The organism is Burkholderia sp. Bp9140 (assembly GCF_003853425.1).
Classification (GTDB): domain Bacteria; phylum Pseudomonadota; class Gammaproteobacteria; order Burkholderiales; family Burkholderiaceae; genus Burkholderia.
This window is the reverse complement of sequence record NZ_QTPQ01000010.1, coordinates 114,369-136,501: the sequence shown is the minus strand read 5'-3', so window position 1 is coordinate 136,501 and position 22,133 is coordinate 114,369. Positions and strand designations below refer to the sequence as shown.

Genomic DNA, 22,133 nt, shown 5'->3' with positions numbered 1-22,133 from the left:
CATCTGCGGGCCGGTCGGCACAAATCGATTACGACTCCCGGCTCTTTGGACGCTGGTTGTCGGCCGCCACCAGCACCGCAACCGGCAACGCGGCAAGACAACGATCGAGCCGCATCGCGCCGTCCGGCGCCTCGGCCTCGCTTCCTTGGTTCAGCCAGTCGATCCACCGCTCGCCGGCGCCGCGCGGCAGCACCACGGCCGTATCGCCCCATTCCCGAGGCTCGACGCGCGGCAAGCCCGGTACTTCGCCAAGCAACCGGCACGCGAGCCGCGTCGCAATCACCACGATCGTCGCCGTTTCGTCGCATCGCGCGAACGCCACCGCATGCCGTCCGAGCCTGCCGCGCACGCGCAGCGGCACATACGCGCCATCCGCGAACGTCGCCGGCCAGCGCGTGCGCAGCGCGAGCATCCGCTCGACGAGCGCGCGCTTCACGCGCGCATCGGGCCAGTCACGCAGATACGCGGCGACAGGTTCATCGACCCGCTCGGCCGCGAGTGCGGCAAACGGCACGTCGCGCCGGTTGTCCGGATCGACGAGCGAGTGATCCCATGACTCGGTACCTTGATACAGATCGGGTACGCCCGGCGACGCCATCCGCAGCGCCGCCTGCGCGAGACTGTTGACGACACCGGCCGGCGCGATTCGCGTGACGAACGCATGCAGCCGGTGCACGAAATCGCCCGCGCCGCGCGGCGTCAGGATCGCGCGGACGAACTGCTCGCAAGCGCGTTCATGGCCGGCGTCCGGCGCGAGCCAGTCGGTATGCTGTTTCGCTTCGCGCAGCGCCTTCGTCTGCCAGCGCACCACGCGCTCGGCAAGCATCGCGAGCCCGGCCGCATCGTCGGGCGCGAGCCCCGGCGGCCAGCAGCCGACGAGCGTCTGGTACAGCATCGCTTCCGCGGCCGGCCCCGGCGCCCACGCGAGATCGCGATGCGCACCGCCACGATGCGGCTGGTTCAGCGCGGACCAGTCGAGCGACACCGCGCGCCACGCGTCGGGTACTTCGCTCAGCACCGCGAGCCGCGCGCGCGCATCCTCGCCGCGCTTGTGATCATGCGTCGCGGTCGCGACGAGCGTATGCGGCACGGTGCGTGCGCGGCGCCGGTTGCGCGCATGGAATGCGCCGCGCGACAGGCTGAAGTCGCCGGCATCGGCGCCGACCTCGTTGCGCGACAACAGCCGCCCGTAACGGTAGTTGGCCGTGTCCTCGACACCCTTCGCGGCGAGTGGCGCGGTGAGCTGTGCGAATGCGACGCGTGCCGCGTGCAGTGCCGCGGTATCCGCGCGCGGCACGCGCGTGCCCGGCACCCCGAGCCAGCCGGCGACGCGATCGAGCGCGTAGCGATCGGACGGGTCGATCGCGGCGCACGCCGCGTCGTACGCGTGCGCCAGCACGCGACGGTCGGCGGCGCTCGGCTCGTCGCCGGGTGTCGGGTACATCCGGTACACGGGCAGGTGCACGGCGAGCTCGCCCAGCACGCGCTGGATCGCGATCCGGCTGATGTCGCGCGTCGCGGGCGCCGCGCGCGCGATGCGGTGGAACGCTCGCGCGACGCGTTCGTGCTCGCCGGCGAACTGCCGCATCAGCACGCGCCGCTTGCCGGCCACCGCGTCCTGCGCGAACGACCGCGCCGACCCCGACACGGCCGCCCAGTGCGCGGCGAGCGGCGCGGCGCCGGCCGGGTCGTGCAGCAGCGCGGCGACGTCGTTCATGAAGTCGTAGCCGGTCGTGCCGTCGACGCGCCAGTCGTCGCGCGGCGTCTCGCCCGGCGCGAGGATCTTCTCGACGACGATGTACGGCCGCTCGTCGCGCTGCGCGGCGAGCCGCGCATGCAGGCGCCGGCAGTACGCGCGCGGATCGGCGAGGCCGTCGACGTGATCGACGCGCAGACCGTCGATGCAGCCGGCCGCATGAAGCGCCAGCGGCAGCGCGTGCACCGCGTCGAACACCGCTGCGTCCTCGACGCGGACGGCCGCGAGCGTCGCGATGTCGAAGAAGCGCCGCCAGTTCAGTTCGTCGGCGGCCGTGCGCCACCACGCGAGCCGGTAGTGCTGGCGTTCCAGCAAATGATGCAGGCACGCGCGCGAGCGTGCGCGGCGCGGATCGGCGCCGCGCAATATCGCATCGAACGCATGCGGCCCCTGTGCGGCGGCATGGTCGCGCAGCGCCGTGTGCGCGGCCGCGAGGCGCGCGCTGCCGCGCACCGTCGGGGCGGCGAAGCGTTCGGCGAGCGCGTTCAGGTCCGCGCGGTTCGCGATGCGCAGGATCTCCGCGTAGGTCGCCGCCGCGATTGGCAGGGTTCTGCCCGGGCAGGCGATGAAGAAGCGTCCCGTCGACGGATCGGCGCCGAGCGTGATGTCGCCGGCCGCGAGCGCGTCGCCGTATGGCGCGCCGAGGCAGGGCAGCAGCACCTTGCCGTCGAGCGCCGCATCGGGCGGATGCCAGTCGATGTCGAAATGGCGCGCATACGGGCTCGCCGGCCCCCATTCGAGCACGTCGTTCCACCAGCCGTTCGACGCGCCGCCGACGCCCATGTGGTTGGGCACGATGTCGACGATTACGCCGAGGCCGCGCGCACGCAGCGCGTCGAGGAGGCGCCGGAAGCCGGCTGCGCCGCCGAGTTCCGCGCTGATCGCGTGATGGTCGACGGTGTCGTAGCCGTGCAGCGAGCCGGGCTCGGCCGTCGTGATCGGCGACAGGTACAGGTGGCTCACGCCGAGCCGCGCGAAGTAGTCGGCGTGCGCGGCCGCGTCGTCGAACGTGAAGCCCGCGTGCAGCTGCAATCGCAGGGTTGCGCGCGGCGTCATGCGTCGTCCTCCGCGGCGCGGCGCGCGCGCTCGATCGCCGCGATGCGCTTGCGCACGTGGGCGTCGAACAGCGCGTCGACCGTGCGCGGCAGCCGGCGCAGCCAGTTCGGATGGCCGCACGGCGGGCCGGGGAGATTCGGTTGCTCGTCCAGGGCGAGCAGATCCTCGAGCGGCACGATCGCGAGCGGCGCCGGGCTGCGTGCGACGCATGCAAGGATCGCGCCGACGGGCGGCGTGTCGGCGGACGGGATGGGCGCGCCGGCCGGTGCGCAGCCCGCGTGCTGCAACGCGCGCCACAGCGCCGCGCGGTCGGCGGCGCGTTCGGCCTGCGCGGCGATGAGGTCGGGGGCGGGGGGCGATGTGTCGGGTGCGGGAGGCCTGTGGTGGCCGTCGTCCGTGGCGGGGGTATCGTCACGCGGGCCCGGATCGTTGTGTTCATCGCGGCCCGAGCCGTGTGCGGCGGCAGCGCGACCGATGTCGTCGTCGGCATTGCGCGCACTCGCGGCGCGTTGCGCCGGGTCGCGCTCGTCAGCCGCGCGCGCATGCCTGGCCGTATCCGCATCCGCACCAGCCACGACCCGCCGCCACTCGAGATCGACACCACGCCACCAGCCGGCCACCGTCGGCAGGTCATGTGTCGAGGTCATCGCGATCGTGTCGCGATCCCACGCGGACGGCGGCCGAAACACGCCATTTGCGTCACGTTCGAACCACAGCACGCGCATTCCCGCGATGCCCTGCGCGCCGAGCCGCTCGCGAAAGCCCGCCGGTACCGTGCCGAGATCCTCGCCGATCGCGACGGCGCGATGCCGTGCCGCCTCCAGCGCGACGAGCCGCACGAGATCGTTGACCGGATAGCGCAGGTACGCGCCGTCGCGCGGCGACCGGCCGTCCGGCACGATCCACGTCCGCGCGAAGCCGAGCACATGATCGATGCGAATCCCGCCCGCATGCGCGAAGGCCGTGCGCAACAGGTCGACGAACGGCGCGAAGCCGTTCGCGCGCAGTGCGGCGGGCGTCCACGTCGTCACGCCCCACGCCTGACCGTCCGCATTGAACAGGTCGGGCGGCGCGCCGACCGACACGCCGCGCAGCAGCGCGGCGCCGTGCGCCCACGCGTCGCTGCCCGCGCGATCGGAGCCGACCGCGAGGTCGGCGATCAGCCCGATCGTCATCCCCGCGTCGCGCGCCGCAAGCTGCGCGTGGCCGAGCGCGTCCGACGCGCACCATTGCAGGAACGTGTGGAACGCGATCGTCTCGGCATGCGCATGCGCGAAGGCGTCGACCTCGGCCGAAGCCGGCATCTGCCACTGCGCGGGCCATTGCCGCCAGTCCGCGCCGATCCCGTTGTCGATGCAGAACGCCTGCAGCGCGTCGAAGCGCGCATGCGCGTCGAGCGATGCGCCGCCCGTCGCGCGAAACCGTTCGAGCGCGTCGCGCGACGGTTCGCCGTTTGCCCGCCACGCATCGAAGCATGCGTGCAGCCGACGCAGCTTGAGCGGCAGGACGTGCGGCCAGTCGATCAGCGGCGTATCCGGCGCAGGCACCTCGTGCGCCGCCGGGCCGCTCGTCCGCCGCACGCTATCGGCGCCCGGCACCGCATCGCAGTCGAGATACGCGACGTTGTGCCAGCGGCGCGACGACGGCGAATACGGGCTGTCGTGCTCGGGCAGCGCCGGATAGCCGGCGTGCGTCGGGCTGATCGCGACCGCGTCCGCGCCATGCCGTGCCGCGCACGCGGCGAGGCCGGCGAGCGCGGTGTAGTCGCCCGCGCCGTCGTCGCCCGTGCGGCGCAGGCTGTAGAGCTGGGCCGCGATGCCCCAGCGGCGCCGTGCTTGCGGCACGCCGCCGCCGGCGTTGAACGGCCGCGCACGCGGCGGCGCGATCGCGAGCCCGATCCGTCGTGCTCCGATGTCGAGTGCGTGATAGCCGGGCAGCGCGAGCGGCGGCAGCGTGCCGTGTTCGCCCGCATCGGCCACGTGCCCGTCGACGTACTCGCCCGATTCGAGCGAGATCCGGAAGCGCGTGCCCGGCGGCGCGATGCTGCGCGGCAGCGTCAACGGCACGCCGGCGTCACCGGTCACGACACGCGGCGTCGCGTCGCGCGCGCCGGCGAGCGCCGCCGCGCTGTCGACCCGCTCGCTCGGCGTGCCGCACGGCCAGCCGAGCGCATCGACGAGCGCGACGAGCGCGTCGTCGTCCACCCGCCGCGCGACGCCGCCCGCATCGATCCAGTCCGGCTCCAGCCCGGCCGCGCGCGCGAGTTCGGCGATCGGCACGTCGGTCGTCATGGCCGCGTATGTCCGTTCGCGCGGTGATTCAGCGCATCGCGGTTGACCGCGCCGTCGCGCCACGCGATGCAGGTGCGTGGGGGCAGGCGCTGGTCGGCGAGCCGGTCGCGCGCCCGCGCCGGCGTCTCGAACACGATCTTGCCGACCGGCAGCGCGGGCAGCACTGCATCGCGCGAGCCGGGATTGAACGCGAGCGTCAGCGTGCTGCCGTCGCCGAGCCGCCAGCGCGCGACGAGCGCGGCCGCATTGCCGTTGCCGTCGCTGTTGCCGTGGGCGGACAGCAGATCGACGCCGAGCGCACGGGCGCCGGCCAGGTGCGGGGTCACGAGCGCCGCGCGTACGGCCAGCGCGCTGTGGTAGAAGTGCCGCCACGCGTCAGCGTCGGGCCATGCTGCGTCGTCCGCGTGGCCCGGCGACGAGCGCACGAACGTGCCGACGTCGTTCGGATCGGGGATCGCATGGCGATGCGCGGGATCGGCGAACGCGGGGAATGCCGCGAACTCGCGGCGCCGGCCTTCGCGCACCGCATCGGCGAGTTCGCCGCGATAGTCGGTGAAGAACTGGAACGGCTGCGTGCTGCCGGCTTCCTCGCCCATGAACAGCAGCGGAATCTGCGGCGCGAGCAGCATCAACGCGGTCGCCGCGCGCACCGCGTCGTCGTTCGCGAGCGCGCGCAGCCGCTCGCCGAACGCGCGATTGCCGATCTGGTCGTGGTTCTGCAGGAACGTGACGAACGCGGTCGGCGGCAGGTGCGCGCTCGGCTCGCCGCGCGGCGCGCCGTCGTGCAGCGGCGACGGCTCGCCCTGGTACGCGAACCCTTCGCCAAGCGTGCGCGCGAGATGACGGAGTGGCGCATCGGCGTATGCGCGGTAGTAGCCTTCGCGCTCGCCGGTCAGCAGCACGTGCGCGCTGTTGTGGAAGTCGTCGTTCCACTGCGCGTCGAAACCGTCAGGCCCGAGCAGGCTCGCCGCATTGCGTTCGTTCTCGAGCACCAGGTGCACGTGGCGCGCACCGCCCGCATGCGCGCGCACGCGGCGTGCGAGCTCGCGCAGCCATGTGTCGTCGTCGATCGCGTGCGCGGCGTCGATGCGCAGGCCGTCGAAGCGGAATTCGTCGAGCCAGTACAGCGCGTTCTCGATGAAGAACGCGCTCGTCTGCGCACGCGAGAAGTCGATCGCGGGCCCCCAGGCGGTCTGCCGGTCCGCGCGGAAGAATTCGGGCGCATAGCGCGGTAGCAGGTTGCCTTCGGGGCCGAAGTGGTTGTAGACGACGTCGAGAAACACCTGCAGCCCGAGCCCGTGCGCGGCGTCGACGAGTGCCTTCAGTTCCTCGGGCCGTCCGTACGACGCAGCGGGCGCGAACGGCAGCACGCCGTCGTAGCCCCAGTTGCGCGCGCCGGGGAACGCGTTGACGGGCATCAGCTCGAGCGCGGTCACGCCGAGCGCGGCGATGCCGGGCAGGCGCCGCTCGACCTTCGCGTAGCCGCCGCACGCGCCGACGTGCAGTTCGTACAGCACCGTCTCGTGCCACGGCCGGCCGCGCCACGCGTCGTGGCGCCAGCGGTACGCGGCCGGATCGACGACCTGGCTCGGGCCGTGTACGTCATCCGGCTGGAAACGCGATGCGGGATCGGGCACCGCGAGACCGTCGTCGAGCAGGAAGCGGTACAGCGTGCCCGGACCGCACGGCGCGACGATCTCGAACCAGCCGTCGCCGGCGGCCCGCATCGCGACGCGCCGTTCGCCGTGCAGTTCGACCGCGGCCGTGCGGCTCGCGGGCGCCCACAACCGGAAGCGCGTGTGCGCCGCGTCGAGGCAGGCCGCGCCGAACGACGAAGCGAATGCGTGCGTGCCGGGCGGATGGGCAGTGCGTGACGTCATGGCGGCTCCTCACGAAGACAGGTCTGGCGGCACGGCCGCGACCGCGATCGCGGCCGCATGCGCGGCGACGTCGAGACCGGCGTTCGGCCACGAGCGCGGGCCGGTGTCGGGCGTCGCCGTGTCGAGCAGCACGCGGTAGTCGAGCACGGGCGCCGGCAGCTTGAACGTGATCGTGGCGGCCGACGCATTCAGCATCACGAGCAACGCCTCGATGCGCCCGGTGCGGCCGGTGCCGACGCGCCGTATCGTCAGCGCACGCCGTTCGCCGTCTTCCCACGCGGGCACGGTCAGCGGGTCGCCGCGCTCGTCGAACCAGTCGATCTCGTGCATGCCCGCTGCACAGTCGCGGTCGCCGGACGGGTAGTGCGGCGCCGACATCACCGTGTACATGCGTCGGAGTGCCGCGAGCCGCGACACGAAGCGCATCATCTGCACGCCTTCGTCGGTGCGCGCGAGATCCCAGTCGAGCCATGACAGTTCGTTGTCCTGGCAATAGGCGTTGTTGTTGCCGTGCTGCGTCCTGCCGAATTCGTCGCCGGCCACGATCATCGGCGTGCCGAGCGCGGTAAACAGCGTCGCGAGCATCGAGCGCGCGACCCGCGCGCGCAGGTCGTGGATCGACGCATCGTCGGTGGCGCCTTCGACGCCCCAGTTCGCGCTGCAGTTGTCGCCATGGCCGTCGTGGTTGTCCTCGCCGTTCGCGTCGTTGTGCTTGTGCGCATACGACACCAGATCGGCGAGCGTGAAGCCGTCGTGCGCGGTGATGAAATTGACCGACGCCCACGTGCGGCGCCGCTGGTGATTGAACAGGTCGGCCGAGCCCGCGAGCCGCGCGGCGAGTTCCTGGCGCTGGCCCGCGTCGCCGCGCCAGAAGCGCCGCACCGTGTCGCGAAAGCGGTCGTTCCATTCGGCGAAGCCGGGCGGATGGCGGCCCAGCTGATAGCCGCCGGGGCCGAGATCCCACGGCTCGGTGATCAGCTTGCGCTGCGCGAGCACCGGGTCCTGCCGCAACGCGTCGAAGAACCCCGCGCCGGGTTCGAAGCCGTGATCCTCGCGGCCGAGCGTCACGCCGAGATCGAAACGAAAGCCGTCGACGTTGAACGCGCTCGCCCAGTAGCGCAACGAATCCATCACCATCTGCACGACGCGCGGATGCGACAGGTTCAGCGTGTTGCCGCAGCCGGTCTCGTCGACGTGGTAGCGCGGATCGTCCGGCCGCAGCCGGTAGTAGCTCGCGTTGTCGAGGCCGCGCCAGGACAGCGTCGGGCCGAGCTCGTTGCCTTCGCACGTGTGGTTGTAGACGACGTCGAGCACGACTTCGATGCCGGCCGCATGCAGCTGGCGGATCGCGATGCGCATTTCGTCGAGCCGCCGCGTCGACAGGTACGACGGCTCCGGCGCGAAGAACGCGGCCGTATCGTAGCCCCAGTAGTTGCGCAACCCGCGTTGCACGAGCGCGCGCTGCTGCAGGAACGCATGCACCGGCAGCAGCTCGACCGTCGTCACGCCGATCGACAGCAGGTGATCGATGAATGCCGGGTGGGCGAGCGACGCGAACGTGCCGCGTTCCGGCGCGCGCAGCCCGGCGCGGCGCATCGATGCGCCGCGCACGTGGGTCTCGTAGATCACGGTGCTGCGCCACGGGACGTTCGGGCGCCGGTCGGTACGCCAGTCGAACGCCTCGTCGACGACCACGGCCTTCGGCATCGCAGGGGCCGAGTCGCGCCGGTCCATCGACAGGTCCGCGCGGTTCGAATGCACGCGATAGCCGAACAGCGCGTCGGACCAGCGAAAGTGGCCGACCAGCTTGCGCGCATACGGGTCGAGCAGCAGCTTGGTCGGATTGAAGCGATGGCCGTGCTGCGGCTGGTACGGGCCGTCCGCGCGAAAGCCGTACACGGTGCCCGGATGCGCGTTCGGCAGGTAGCCGTGCCACACCTCGTCGGTGCATTCGGGCAGGTCGAGCCGTGCGAGCTCCTTGCGGCCGGTCGGGTCGAACACGCACAGCTGGATGCGCTGCGCATGCGCGGAAAATACCGCGAAATTAGTGCCGAGACCGTCCCAGGTCGCGCCGAGCGGATAGCAGCGGCCGGGGTCGAGACGGGCAGGCAGGGCGGTCGGCATGGGGATCATTTCCGTGTCGAGGGCGCCGGGAGTCAGGCCGGGCTCAGCCATAGGGTTGCGAGCGGCGGCAGGCGCAAGCTGGCCGACCACGATTCACCGTGCGTGGGGCCGTCCTCCGCCCACACGACGCCGTCGTTGCCGGCGTTCGTGCCGCCGTACGTGGCCGCATCGGTGTTCATCAGTTCGCGCCACCGCCCGGGCGCGGGCAGTCCGATGCGATAGCCGGCGCGCGGCACCGGCGTGAAGTTGCAGACCGCAACGACGAGGCGCCCCGTGTCGTCGCGGCGCGCGAACGCGAACACGCTGTTGTCGCGATCGTCGCCGATCAGCCAGGCGAAGCCGGCCGCGTGGCAGTCCAGCGCGTGCAGTGCCGGCTCGGCCGCGTACGCGCGGTTCAGGTCGCGCACGAGCCGCTGCACGCCGCGATGCGCGGGCGCGTCGAGCAGGTCCCAGTGCGGCGTCGCGTCGTGCGCGAATTCGGCCCATTGCGCGAATTCGCTGCCCATGAACAGCAGCTTCTTGCCCGGATGCGCCCACATGAAGCCGAAGTACGCGCGCAGCGTCGCGAGCCGCTGCCATGCGTCGCCCGGCATCTTCGCGGCGAGCGAGCCCTTGCCGTGCACGACCTCGTCGTGCGACAGCGGCAGCACGAAGCGCTCGGAGAACGCATAGACGAGCCCGAAGGTCATCCGGTCGTGGTGATAGCGGCGATGGATCGGATCCTCGCGCAGATACGCGAGGGTGTCGTGCATCCAGCCCATGTTCCACTTGAAGTCGAAGCCGAGCCCGCCGTCGACGGTCGACGCGGTGACGCCCGGCCACGCGGTCGATTCCTCCGCGAAGGTGACGACGCCGGCGGGCGCGAGCGCACCGTGCAGCGTGTCGTTCAGCGCGCGCAGGAACGCGACCGATTCGAGGTTCTCGCGCCCGCCGTAGATGTTCGGCACCCAGTCGCCTTCCTTGCGCGAATAGTCGCGGTACAGCATCGACGCGACCGCGTCGACGCGGATTCCGTCGACGTGATAGCGGCGCGCCCACGCGAGCGCCGACGCGACGAGGAACGCGCCGACCTCGTTGCGCCCGAGGTTGAACACGCAGGTGTTCCAGTCCGGATGCATGCCTTCGCGCGGATCGGCGTGCTCGTACAGCGCGCTGCCGTCGAACTGCGCGAGGCCGTGCGGATCGTTGGGGAAGTGCGCGGGCACCCAATCGACGATCACGCCGAGGCCGGCCGCATGCGCGCGGTCGACGAAGCGCGCGAAGCCGTCGACCGGCCCGAAGCGCGCGGACGGCGCGAACTGCGCGAGCGGCTGGTAGCCCCACGAGCCGCCGAACGGGTACTCCGAGATCGGCATGAATTCGACGTGCGTGAAGCCCATGCCGTGCGCGTACGGGATCAGCCGCTCGGCGAGTTCGTCCCAGGTCGCGCTGCGGTCCATCTCCTCGGGCACGCGCTGCCACGACTCCGGATGCACCTCGTAGATCGACCACGGGATGCGAAAGCGGCGGTCCGCATGCGGCCGCGCGTGGATCCAGCCGTCGTCGTGCCACGCGAACGCGTCGAGCGCCGCCGTATCGGCGACGACGGACGCGGTGCGCGGCGGCGCCTCGGTCGCGCGTGCGCACGGGTCGGCCTTGTGCGGCAGCACGTGCCCGTCGGCCGCGCACAGCTCGTACTTGTAGTGCTCGCCGGCGCCAATCCCCGGCACGAACAGCTCCCACACGCCCCATGGCCGCCGCAGCCGCATCGGATGACGGCGGCCGTCCCAGGTGTTGAACTCGCCGACGACCGACACGCGCTGCGCGTTCGGCGCCCATACCGCGAAGCGCACGCCGTCGATCCCGTCGACGCGCGTGGGCGTTGCGCCGAGGCAGTCGAGCACGGCGGCCGGGTCGCCCGCCGCGAACCGTGCGAGCGCCGCGTCGTCGAGCAGCAGGCCGAACGCATACGCGTCGTCGGTCACCTGATGCGTGTCGGGCCACTCGATCGCGAGCCGGTAATGGCCGTTGCGTGCGATCGTCCCGGCGAAGCAGCCGGCATCGTCGACACACGCGAGCGTGCCGAGGTCGTCGCCGTCGGGCGTCACCGCGCGCACGCGCCGCGCGCCGGGCAGCAGTGCGCGCACGACGATCCGCCCGGTATCGCGATGCGGGCCGAGGCACGCGAACGGGTCCGGATGGCGACCGGCGAGCAGCGCATCGATATCGCGGCGGTCGAACAGTGTGTCGGTCATCGGGTGCCTCCATTGTCGGGCTCGCCGTTCGTGTCGAGCAGGCGTTCGACGAGCGCGGCGAGCCCGCCGACCGGCACGCCGAGCCAGTCGGGGCGGTTGGCGGCTTCGTAGCACAGCTCGTACGACGCCTTGTCGATCAGGAACAGCGCGAGCAGGCGATCGGCGTAGCGCGGATCGACGAAGCGTTCGGGCGCCTGGTCCGCGGCCGCGCGATAGCATTCGACGAAGCGGTCGGCGGCGGCCTGCCCGAAGCGGTCGAACAGCGCGCGCTTGCGGCCGGCCGCCTGCGGCGGCGCCTTCTCGATCACGAACTGCGCGGCCGCGCTCACGTACGACAGCGAGCGCAGGAAGCCGGCCACGTCGCGCAGCGGATGCGACTTCGCGCGGCGCCGCTCCAGCGGACGCGCGGGCTCGCCCTCGAAGTCGATCAGCAGCGCATCGCCCTGCACGTCGAGCACCTGGCCGAGATGGAAGTCGCCGTGAATGCGGATGCATTGTGCGTCGAGCATGCGCGGCACCAGCCCGCCGAGCGCCTGCACGGCCGCGTCGCGCGACGCGAGCAGCGTGTCGGCCGCGGCACGCGCGGCCGGGTCGAGCGTATCGAGCCGCGTGGCCAGCACGTCGAGCGCGTGCTCGAACGATGCGACCGCATCGACGCGCCAGCCATCGATGTGTTCGGGCGTCGCGCGCTCCGGCATGAACGCCGGGTCGTCGGACGGCTGTGCAAGCGCGACGTGCAACTGGCCAAGCCGCGTGCCGACGATCCCCGCGAACGCCGCGTAGCCGAGCAGCGCATCGGGTTCCTCGTCGGGCTCGGCCGCTTCGCCATCGTCGATGGCGGGCAGCGCGAGCTCGTCGACCGCACGCCTCAGGAAGTCGAACGAGCGCGTCCACGCGTCGCCCTGATTGTCGACGTAGCGCTGCAGGATCGCGACCGTATGCGGCGTGCCGTCCGGATCGACGTGCACGACTTCACCGGCGAGCGTCGCGGTGTTCGCATAGCCGATCCGCGTCAGGTACCGGCTCATTTCCGCTTCCGGGTGGATGCCGTGCGCGACCTTGCGCACCAGTTTCAGCACGATGGCGTCGCCGATCACGAGCGAACTGTTGCTCTGCTCGGCCGCGAGCCAGCGCACCTCGACGTCGTCGCCGGGATCGAGCCCGGCGAGCGCGAACTCGGGCAGGAAGTCGAGGCGGCCGCCGTCGGACGTCGGCACGGTCGCGCCGTCGCGCAGCTTGCGCAGTATCCCGCGCGCGAACGAGGGCAGCGCGAACGCGTCGGTCAGGTAGCCGACCGTATGGCCGCGCCGCACGCGCGCGAGCGCGAGCTGCGCGAACAGCGGGTGCGATGTCTCGCCGCCCCATGCGGCGGCCAGCGGCACGACGTAGCGTTCGACGCCGCCGTCGCTCGCGGACACCCAGGCCTCCGCGTACTGGAACGGTTCGTCCGGCATCGGCGTGACGATGTTCAGCCACGCGTCGCCGATCGCGCGATCCTTCGATGCGAACCAGCGCCGCCGCGCGAGCCACGACGCGAGCGCATCGTGCGCGAGCGTGTGCAGCTGCCCGACGTCCGGACGCACGTCGCCGCGCCGCATCACGATCGTCACGTATTCGGGCAGCGGCTCCGCATGCGGTTGCCGCCACGACGGCTCACGGCCGTGCTCGGACAGCACGAACCACAGGAACCCGTACGGCGGAAAGGTGAGCAGGTACGTGAGCTGCCCGATCGGCGGGAACGCCGAGTCCGACGTCATCTCGATCGGCACGCGGCCCGCGAATTCGGACAGGTCGAGCTCGACCGCCTGCGACGCGCGCGACAGGTTCGCGACGCACAGCACCGTCTCGTGGCCTTCCAGCTCGCGCAGGTACGCGAGCACCTTGCGGTTCTCCGGACGCAGGAAGCGGATCGCGCCGCGACCGAACGCCTGCGTCGCGCGGCGTGTCGACAGGATCCGGCGGGTCCAGTTCAGCAGCGAGTGCGGGTCGCGCGTCTGCGCCTCGACGTTGACCGCGTCATAGCCGTACAGCGAGCCCATCACGGGCGGCAGCACCAGCAGTTCCGGGTCCGCGCGCGAGAAGCCGCCGTTGCGGTCCGACGACCATTGCATCGGCGTGCGCACGCCGTCGCGGTCGCCGAGGTGGATGTTGTCGCCCATCCCGAGCTCGTCGCCGTAGTAGATCACCGGCGTGCCGGGCATCGACAGCAGCAGCGAGTTGATCAGCTCGATGCGGCGCCGGTCGCGCTCCATCAGCGGCGCGAGGCGGCGCCGGATGCCGAGATTGATCCGCGCACGCCGGTCGGACGCATAGGTCTGCCACAACAGGTCGCGCTCCGAGTCGGTGACCATCTCGAGCGTCAGCTCGTCGTGGTTGCGCAGGAACACGGCCCACTGGTTGCTCGGCGCGAGCGCCGGCGTCTGCCGCATGATGTCGACGATCGGGAAGCGGTCCTCGCTCGCGATCGACATGTAGATGCGCGGCATCAGCGGGAAGTGGAACGCCATGTGGCATTCGTTCTCGTTGCCGAAGTATTCCTGCACGTCCTCGGGCCACTGGTTCGCTTCCGCGAGCAGCATCCGGTTCGGATACTCGGCGTCGATCGTCGCGCGGATCCGCTTCAGGATCGCATGCGTCTCGGGCAGGTTCTCGTTGTTGGTGCCTTCGCGCTCGACCAGGTACGGCACCGCGTCGAGCCGCAGCCCGTCGATGCCGAGATCGAGCCAGAAGCGCATCACCTGGATCACCTCGCGCACGACGGCCGGGTTGTCGAAGTTCAGGTCCGGCTGGTGCGAGTAGAAGCGGTGCCAGTAGTACTGGCCGGCGACGGGGTCGTGTGTCCAGTTCGAGGTTTCCGTATCGAGGAAGATGATCCGCGTGCCCGCGTATTTCGTGTCGGTGTCTGACCACACGTAGTAGTCGCGATGCATCGAGCCGGGCTTCGCGCGCCGCGCGCGCTGGAACCACGGATGCTGGTCCGACGTGTGGTTGATCACGAGCTCGGCGATCACGCGGATGCCGCGTGCATGCGCCTCGCGGATGAAGCGCCGCACGTCGGCGAGGGTGCCGTAGTCGGGATGCACGTCGCGGTAGTCGGCGATGTCGTAGCCGTCGTCGCGCCGCGGCGACGGGTAGAACGGCAGCAGCCAGATCGTGTCGACGCCGAGCTCGGCGATATAGTCGAGCTTCATGATCAGGCCCGGGAAGTCGCCGATCCCGTCGTTGTTCGAGTCGTAGAACGACTTCACGTGCACCTGGTAGATGATCGCGTCCTTGTACCACAGCGGATCGTCCGCGCAGAGCGCGGGCGCCCGGCGCCGCGAACGGCGCCGGCGCGGGGTGCCGGCTGGTGCGAGCGACGGAAACTGCGCGCGGCGCACGTCGTCGAGGGAATCTTCGCGTTTCATCATCCGTGGGCTCCGGAAGGGCCCCGGGCATCGCCCGGGTCGGGCGCCGCCGCTCGCGCGGCGCCGGGAGACGGCGCGAGCCGCCAGATCGCATACGGCCGCACGTGCGGGTCGAGCGAGACGTACTGGCGATGCCCGCGCCAGGTTTCGGCCTGCGCGGCATCCTGTTCGAACGCGTCGAGCGGTTCGCCGTCGGCGAGCCCGAAGGCACGCCACAGCGACGCGTCGAGCGTGAAGTTCGCGGCCTGCGGATGCCACGGGTCGAGGCTGATCGCGACCGCGACGACGCTGTCGTGCGCGGGCGTCGCCTTCACGAACACGAGCACCTGGTCGTTGTCCGCGTCGACGAACGTGAGGCCGAGGTGCGTCTGCAGCGCCGGATGGTCGCGCCGCGCGCGGTTCAGCCGCGCGACTTCGGCGCCGATGCGCGCGGCCTTGCGCCAGTCGCGTGCGCGCAGCTCGTATTTCTCCGCGTCAGCGTATTCCTCGCTGTCGGGCAGCGGCGCCGACTCGCCGGTCTCGAAGCCCGAGTACAGGCCCCAGGACCCGGCGAGCGTCGCCGCCAGCGCCGCACGGATCACGAATTGCGCGTGCGGCGCGTTCTGCAGGTGGCGCGGATTGATGTCGGGCGTGTTCACGAAGAAGTTCGGCCGGAAGAACTCGCGTGCGGGGCCGGCCGTCAGCTCGGTCAGGTAGTCGATGAATTCGTGCTTCGTCTCGCGCCACGTGAAATACGTGTACGACTGCGAGAAGCCGACCTTCGCGAGCCGGTACATCATTCCCGGCCGCGTGAACGCCTCCGACAGGAACACGACGTCCGGATGCTTGCCGCGCACGTCGGCGATCATCCACGCCCAGAACGGCAGCGGTTTCGTGTGCGGATTGTCGACGCGGAAGATCCGCACGCCCGCGTCGACCCAGAACAGCACCGCGTCGCGCAGCGCGAGCCACAGGCCGGGCAGCGCGTCCGGCGCATAGAAATCGGGGTTCACGATGTCCTGGTAGCGCTTCGGCGGATTCTCCGCATAGCGCAGCGAGCCGTCGGGCCGCCACGCGAACCAGCCCGGATGCGCGGCGAGCCACGGGTGGTCGGGCGAGCACTGGATCGCGAAATCGAGCGCGATCTCGAGCCCCTGCGCGTGTGCCGCGTCGACCAGCACGCGGAACGACGCGAGCGTGCCGAGCTCCCGATGCACGGCCGTGTGGCCGCCGTCGGGCGCGCCGATCGCATACGGGCTGCCGACGTCGTCGGGGCCCGCCTTCAGCGAGTTGTTGCGGCCCTTGCGCGCGGTCGTGCCGATCGGGTGGATCGGCGGGAAATACAGCACGTCGAAGCCCATGTCGCGGATGCGCGGCAGTTGTGCGATCACGTCGTCGAACGTGCCGTGCCGGCGCGGGTCGTTGCTCGCCGAGCGCGGGAACATCTCGTACCAGCTCGAGAAGCGTGCGGCGCGGCGTTCGACCTCGACCGGGTAGACGGCGTCGTCGTGCGTGACGAACGGCCGGTAGCGCAGCGCCGCGTACGCGTCGGCGAGTGCCGGCGCGTCCAGCAGCGCGAGCCGGCCGTCGAGCGACGCGTCCCTGAAGTCGGCGGCCAGCCGTTCCATGTGCGCGACCGCGCGCGGATCGGCCGGATCGGCGCGCTTCAGCGCGGTCGCGAGCAGCAGTTGCGCTTCGCGTACTTCCAGCGTCACGTCCTGGCCGGCCGCGCGCTTCTTCGCGACGTCGGTGACGAGCGACGCCCAGTCGTCGCGCCACGCGATCACGCGGAACGCGTGGCGGCCGAGCCGGTCGAGCGCGATGCGCGTGTGCCAGCGGTCGTTCGGCTGCGCGACGAACGGCACTTCGCGCCATGCGTCTTCGTCGTCCGCGCGCCATTGCAGCGCGGCCGCGAGATGCGCATGGCCGTCCGAGAAGATCGATGCGTGCACGACCAGCGTTTCGCCGATCACGCGCTTGATCGCGAAGCGGCCGCCGTCGACCGTCGGCTCGACGCGTTCGATCGCGATCCGGTCGCCCGCGAGCGCGGCGGACAGGGCGGCGTGCTCGCGGGCGGCATCGGCGTGCGTGGTTGCGGGCGGCGCGCGCCACGCGTCGAACAGCGCATGGCCGCCGGGCTCGAGCGTGAAGGCCTCCAGCGCGACCGGCGCGTGCTTGTACGTGCCGTCCGGCGTCGCGACGTGCGTGAAGCCGCCCGGCACGCCGGGCAGGATGGCGGCGGAATCGACGCGCGCTGGGGTAGCGAGATCGGGATTCAGTGCGATCAGCAGCGCGGTGTCGTCGTGTTCGAGCGACGGGCCCGTGCCGCGCAGCAGCGCGGTCGCGGCCGCGCCGGGCGCGCTCAGTTGCGCGATTTCGCCGCGCTCGGCCGCGAGCGGTGTCGCGCGGCGCCACGCGTTCGCGTCGGCGATCGCGCCGGACAGGTCGAAGCGCGCGCCGTCGAACGCGGCGCGGTAGCGCGCGGCGTCCGCGTCGCGTGCCATCAGCGGCAGCGCGACGCCGCGCTCGAAGCCCATCGGCACGAGCCAGCCGGTGCCGACCGCGGCCGCGGTCCACAACGCGCGGTGGTAGGCGCGGGCGACCGTCTCGTCCGGCGCGGTGCTCCAGTCGTCGGCGAGACGCGGGCCGTCGAATGCGTCCGGAAACGCGATCGGCGAGCCGATGCGGCGCAGCAACCGGTGTTCGTCGACGAACCAGGGCGCGCGCAGATCCCACCAGCGTGCCGACGAGAACACCGCGTCGAAGCCGGCCGCCTCGAGCTGCGCGAGCGCGTCGCGCGCATGGCCGGGCACACCGGCCAGCACCGCGACGTCCGGGCGCGCGCGACGCAGCGCCGCGCGCCAGCCGGGCCACCACGCGGCCGGCAGGCGGTGCGGCGCGTCGATCAGGAAACCGGCCGCGCCGGCATCCGCGAACGCGGCGAGGTGCGCGCACCACCACGCGGACAGTGCATCGTGCGTCGCGTCCTCGCCGATCTGCGCATGCGCGACGTCCAGTTCGTGTGCGGCGCAGCGCGGATCGATCAGCGCGTCGTCATGCGAGCGCACGACGTACCAGTCCGGGTGCTCGGCGCGCAGCGGATTGTCGCGGGCGATGCGGTCCGGCACCACTTCGAGCAGCACGCGCAGCCCGTGACCGTGCGCAAGCTGCGCGAGCCGCGAGAACGTCTCGAGCGCGCCGGCGCGGGTCGCGAACGTCGCGGCCGGCCGGTGGAAGTCCGCGACGTGGCGCGGAAAGCCCGCGACGCTGGCGGCCCAGAAGCCGCCGATCAGTACGTGGTCGAAGCCCATGCCCGCGACGTGCGCGAACGTGTCGGGCCACGCGTCGAGCGGGCCGATGAGGCGAGCGTCGCAGAAGTAGAGGTGCGGGGCGAAGGGCGGTGTGGCGTTCATGGGATGGCGTGTGCGGGCGGTGGCGAACGGTGACTGCGGTTCGTCGCAACGCGCGTGCCTGCTGGGCGGCGCCCGGTGCGGCAAGCGCCCGCAGGGCTTTCGACGGCTCCGGACTGTCGTTTTTGCATGGCGGGGGAACGGTCGCCGCATTTTTGCGCGGGTTGGTGTGGCCGCGGAGTGGTCCGGCGTCGTGAAATTTTTGCCAAAGACGTCGAGTCACTGATGAAAACCTCGACGTCCGGACGGGATGGGGCGTTTGTCGCTGCAGGTCCGGTACGCAAGAACCGATCCCGATGAAACGGTCGCATCGATATGCGCGGCAAATTCATACGGGTCCTATGGTCTCGTTGCCTCCCGGACGGTTAGGATCGCTCGCGATATTCCAAAAACGTTCGACGGGGGCGCCTTGACCACAAGCACGGCAATTTCCGATACAACCGCGCGTGCGGGCATCGACATCCATCAGTTCTACCGCCTCGATATCAAGGGTGCGCCGGCAGCCGCGCTCGCGGACGTGTACGAGTTCGAAGGCACGCGTGGAATCGGTGAGCCGACGAAGTATGCGATTCAGTTCACCCATCCGCGGCATGATTTGTCGCGCGGCGAATTCCTGAATCGAATGGGTGCATTCGTCATCCAGCCGCCGCCGCGTGACCGCTGGAGCCAACCGGAAAAGGCGCGGCGAGTGCAAGGTATCGTGACCGGCTTCGCGCTGAAGGCGACCAACCGCGACCAGTCGCTGTACGAAATCGTGCTGGAATCGCGTCTGGCGCTGCTACGCAATGCGCCCAAATGCCGGTTTTTCCTCGACATGAGCATTCCCGAAATCATCGAGCAGATTCTTCGGGAACATGAGTTCAACAAGATCTTCGCGCGCTTTGAATTCCAGCTGTACCGGACCTATCGCAAGCGCAGCTTCGTGATGCAATGGGGCGAGGATGACCTTGCGTTCATTACGCGCTTGTGCAGACGCTCGGGTATCTGGTTCGTGTGCGAGGAAGGCGAACGTTGCGAGCGCATTCGTTTCGGCGACGACTATGCGCACTATCGCCGCGACCCGGACAGCTTGACGGTTGCGTACCGGCCGCACAGCGGACTGGAAGCCGGAGGCGTCGAGTCGGTCGGCGTGCTCGAAATGCACGCGAAGACCTTGCCGGCGGCCTACGCGGTACGCACGTTCCATACCGAATCGGCGATATCGAAGCCGATCGAGGCGGTCAGCTCGATTCGCGACGATCGCACGACGTATGGTGAAACGTATACCTGGGGGGCGCCGAGCCCCAGCGAGGACGAGGCGAGGGAGGAAGCGCAACTGCGCCGCGAGGCGGCGCTGGCCGGACAGGTCGAGTACCGCGGCGAGTGCGACATGCTGGACCTCACGCCCGGCTCGGTGCTGAAACTGTCGAACCGGCCATTGCCGGATGCGAAGCATGGCCTGCTCGTGGTGAGGGTGACGTGCCGCGTGAGCCGGAAGAAGGCATATCACGTGGCGTTCGACGCGATTCCGTCCGATCGCCAGTATCGACTGCCGTTGAAGGAAGAAACCTGGCCGCGCATCGACGGCGTCATCACCGGGACGATCGCGTCGTCGGGCGGCTGGCGGGATCCGTATCTGGATGGTCAGGGCGAATACATCGTCGATCTTCATCTGGATCGCGACACGCGGACGCCCGGTCTGCAGAGCTGCCCGATGCGGTTGGCCAAGCCGTTCGCGGGGCCGAACCAGACCGGTTTTCATTTCGGGCTCGTCGAGGGTACGGTGGTCGGCGTGAGCTTCCTGTGGGGCTGCGTGGATTTGCCGTTCATCAGCCACGTGCTGCATACCGCCCAACACACGGATCCGATCGTCGCGGGCGTTCCCTGGGGCACGCGCAACACGATCCGCACGCGCTCGAACAATACGCTGGAGATGGATGACGGGGAACGGCGCGAGCACATCAAGGTCGCGACCGAGCATGGCAAGTCGCAACTCAATCTCGGGCATATGGTAGACCGCGCCCAGAGCGAGCGGGGTAGCGGTGCCGAACTGAGATCGGATGGGCCTGCCGCGCTGCGAGGCGGCGGTGGTGTGCTGGTGTCGGCCCATGCGCGACACGGCGCGTCCGGCAAGCAACTCGACATGCAGGAAACCGTTGCACAGCTCGAGGATGCGCTGGCACTGGCGAAAGCGCTGGCGTCGTCCGCTCAGGCGTCGAAGGCCGAGGCGGCCGATATCGACCGTCAGCGGGCCGCGAACGAGGCGTTTGACCAGCTTCAGCAGTCCGGTGTGCTGGTGACCGCGCCGGCATCGGCCGGCGTCGTGGCGGGCAAGAGCGTGCAGGTCGTCGCCGGCGAAAACATCACGGGCATCGCCAGGGGCGATGCGAGCTGGAGCGTCTGGAAGCGCTTCACGGTGGCCGCGCACGACATGGTGTCGCTGTTCACGCAGAAAGGCATGAGCCTGATTGCGGCGGCGGGCGCGGTCGTGATGCAGGCACAGCGCGGTCGCATGCAGCTTGCGTCGCAGGAAGACATGACGGTCGAGACGGTGAACGGCGTGCTCCACGTCAAGTCGTCCAGGGAAATCGTGATGAACGTTGGCGGCTCGTATTTCCGCATGACGCCAGGCGGCATCGAAATGGGGACGCGCGGCGGTGTGTTGTTCAAGACCAGTAGCCTGAAAAAGACCGGGCCGGCGCAGATGGATCTGGGCGGCGCGGCATTTGCGCCGCAGTTCGTGCCGTATACGACGGGCTGCGAGGTCTGGCGCACCAATCCGAACTTCGTTCCGCCGGCATCTCCTGCGTCCGTGACGGATGCGTCGGCAGATACCGGCGCCGCGGCGCCGTCGTTTCTCGGTGGCTTGTTCGGTGGGAAGTCGGGTGCGGGTTCCAAAACGCCAGGCAATGGCGGTTTGACGGTGAACGACGCCGAAAACGAGAAGTCAATCTGCGTTCCGCCTGATCCCATTGAGTTGCAGAGTCCGGCGCCATGCAACTGGCAACTGGCCGATTTTGTTGAATCGGCAACGATGATGCGGGAGACGCCGCCGTATCAAAAGTATGGCTGGGCGAGGACCGAGCGTCTTACGGAGGACGGCCAACCTGTCATGTGTGCAGGGACGGCGCCGACCACATGCCAGTTCACCTACGATTCGGTCAGTAAAACGTTGACGGCGAAGGTGGTTATCGCATTGGTGCCGCGACTGCTGGTGAAAATGAATCGAGCGACCGGGGAGCCGTTGCGGGACGCGAACAATGACTACGTTGTTGTTCAGTATGAAACCTTCCGGAACGGAGCAAATTCTCCCAAGACCCTCGCGGAGCAGGGGCTGATGCTGGTGGAGCGCGACCCGAAGGAAGTTGGCGCTTCCACCTACAAAAACCAGATTGAAAAGACCCTGAATCAGGGCAACTACAAGCTGATTCTCGACGGGTGCCAGAAGGGCGGTGCCTGCGGTTGTCGAATCTCCGTCAAATTCTGCGCCGACGTGCATGTTGCCCGGGCGGCTGACGCTCCGACACTCAACCCGAACATCACCATCAATCTATATCCGACGACCGAGCGAGCCGACGCGCTGAATTGGCCGGAGGACGACTATGAACCAGATAACAGTGGGGCCGGAAAGAGAAAGATTGTGACCCAAACGAAGGCACATGAAACCGGACATCTGTTTAATTTTCCGGATGAATATTGGGAGCAGGGCGGATTTGTGCATTCGATTTACATAAGAAATGGTATGGATATAGATTTTTCGCTCGCTGATTCCAATAAATCCAAGAACAATTTCTGGATTATAGAGACTGCAACCAATCTAATGGGTGGTGGATGTCTTCGGCCGACGGCGACGACATCACCGTACTACCTCGAATATATTCGAAGATGGTTTTCCGCTAAAACCAACAAGTTGTGGAGGGTCGGCTATGAGGCATCGCAGGGTAAATTTTGAGAGGTCGGCAACGACTTGTAAGAAGAGAGGGGAGATTCTTGCGGTCGAATGTGGTTTTCAATATT

General features: G+C 69.7%; 8 protein-coding genes. 1 reads left to right on the top strand and 7 read right to left on the bottom strand.

Annotated elements, in window-relative coordinates; genetic code table 11:
• Positions 1 to 28: 28 nt before the first annotated feature.
• From treY to DIE21_RS11015, 7 genes are read right to left on the bottom strand one after another with little or no spacing between them, the layout of a single operon-like run.
• Positions 29 to 2,812: a malto-oligosyltrehalose synthase gene (treY, locus tag DIE21_RS11045; RefSeq protein WP_124497724.1), complete on the bottom strand. Its 2,784-nt coding sequence runs from the start codon at positions 2,810 to 2,812 to the stop codon at positions 29 to 31.
• The gene (gene malQ, locus DIE21_RS11040) at positions 2,809 to 5,103 is read right to left on the bottom strand and encodes a 4-alpha-glucanotransferase (RefSeq protein WP_124497723.1); all 2,295 of its coding nucleotides are present in this window, start codon (positions 5,101 to 5,103) and stop codon (positions 2,809 to 2,811) included. Before malQ ends, treY begins: the two co-directional genes overlap by 4 nt.
• Complete coding sequence (gene treZ / locus DIE21_RS11035; RefSeq protein WP_124497722.1) at positions 5,100 to 6,983, bottom strand: malto-oligosyltrehalose trehalohydrolase; 1,884 nt, start codon at positions 6,981 to 6,983, stop codon at positions 5,100 to 5,102. Before treZ ends, malQ begins: the two co-directional genes overlap by 4 nt.
• Before the next feature lie 9 nt (positions 6,984 to 6,992).
• Entirely contained in the window at positions 6,993 to 9,107 is a 2,115-nt protein-coding gene (gene glgX / locus DIE21_RS11030) for a glycogen debranching protein GlgX (RefSeq protein WP_124497721.1), read from the bottom strand.
• A gap of 32 nt (positions 9,108 to 9,139) precedes the next feature.
• Complete coding sequence (glgB, locus tag DIE21_RS11025) at positions 9,140 to 11,341, bottom strand: 1,4-alpha-glucan branching protein GlgB (RefSeq protein WP_124497720.1); 2,202 nt, start codon at positions 11,339 to 11,341, stop codon at positions 9,140 to 9,142.
• Entirely contained in the window at positions 11,338 to 14,748 is a 3,411-nt protein-coding gene (treS, locus tag DIE21_RS11020) for a maltose alpha-D-glucosyltransferase (protein WP_124497779.1), read from the bottom strand. Before treS ends, glgB begins: the two co-directional genes overlap by 4 nt.
• Entirely contained in the window at positions 14,748 to 18,140 is a 3,393-nt protein-coding gene (locus DIE21_RS11015; RefSeq protein WP_124497719.1) for an alpha-1,4-glucan--maltose-1-phosphate maltosyltransferase, read from the bottom strand. Before DIE21_RS11015 ends, treS begins: the two co-directional genes overlap by 1 nt.
• 406 nt (positions 18,141 to 18,546) lie before the next feature.
• Between DIE21_RS11015 and DIE21_RS11010 the strand changes: the two genes are divergently transcribed.
• Positions 18,547 to 22,068, top strand: a complete 3,522-nt coding sequence (locus tag DIE21_RS11010; protein ID WP_124497718.1) for a type VI secretion system Vgr family protein — start codon at positions 18,547 to 18,549, stop codon at positions 22,066 to 22,068.
• Positions 22,069 to 22,133 lie beyond the last annotated feature (65 nt).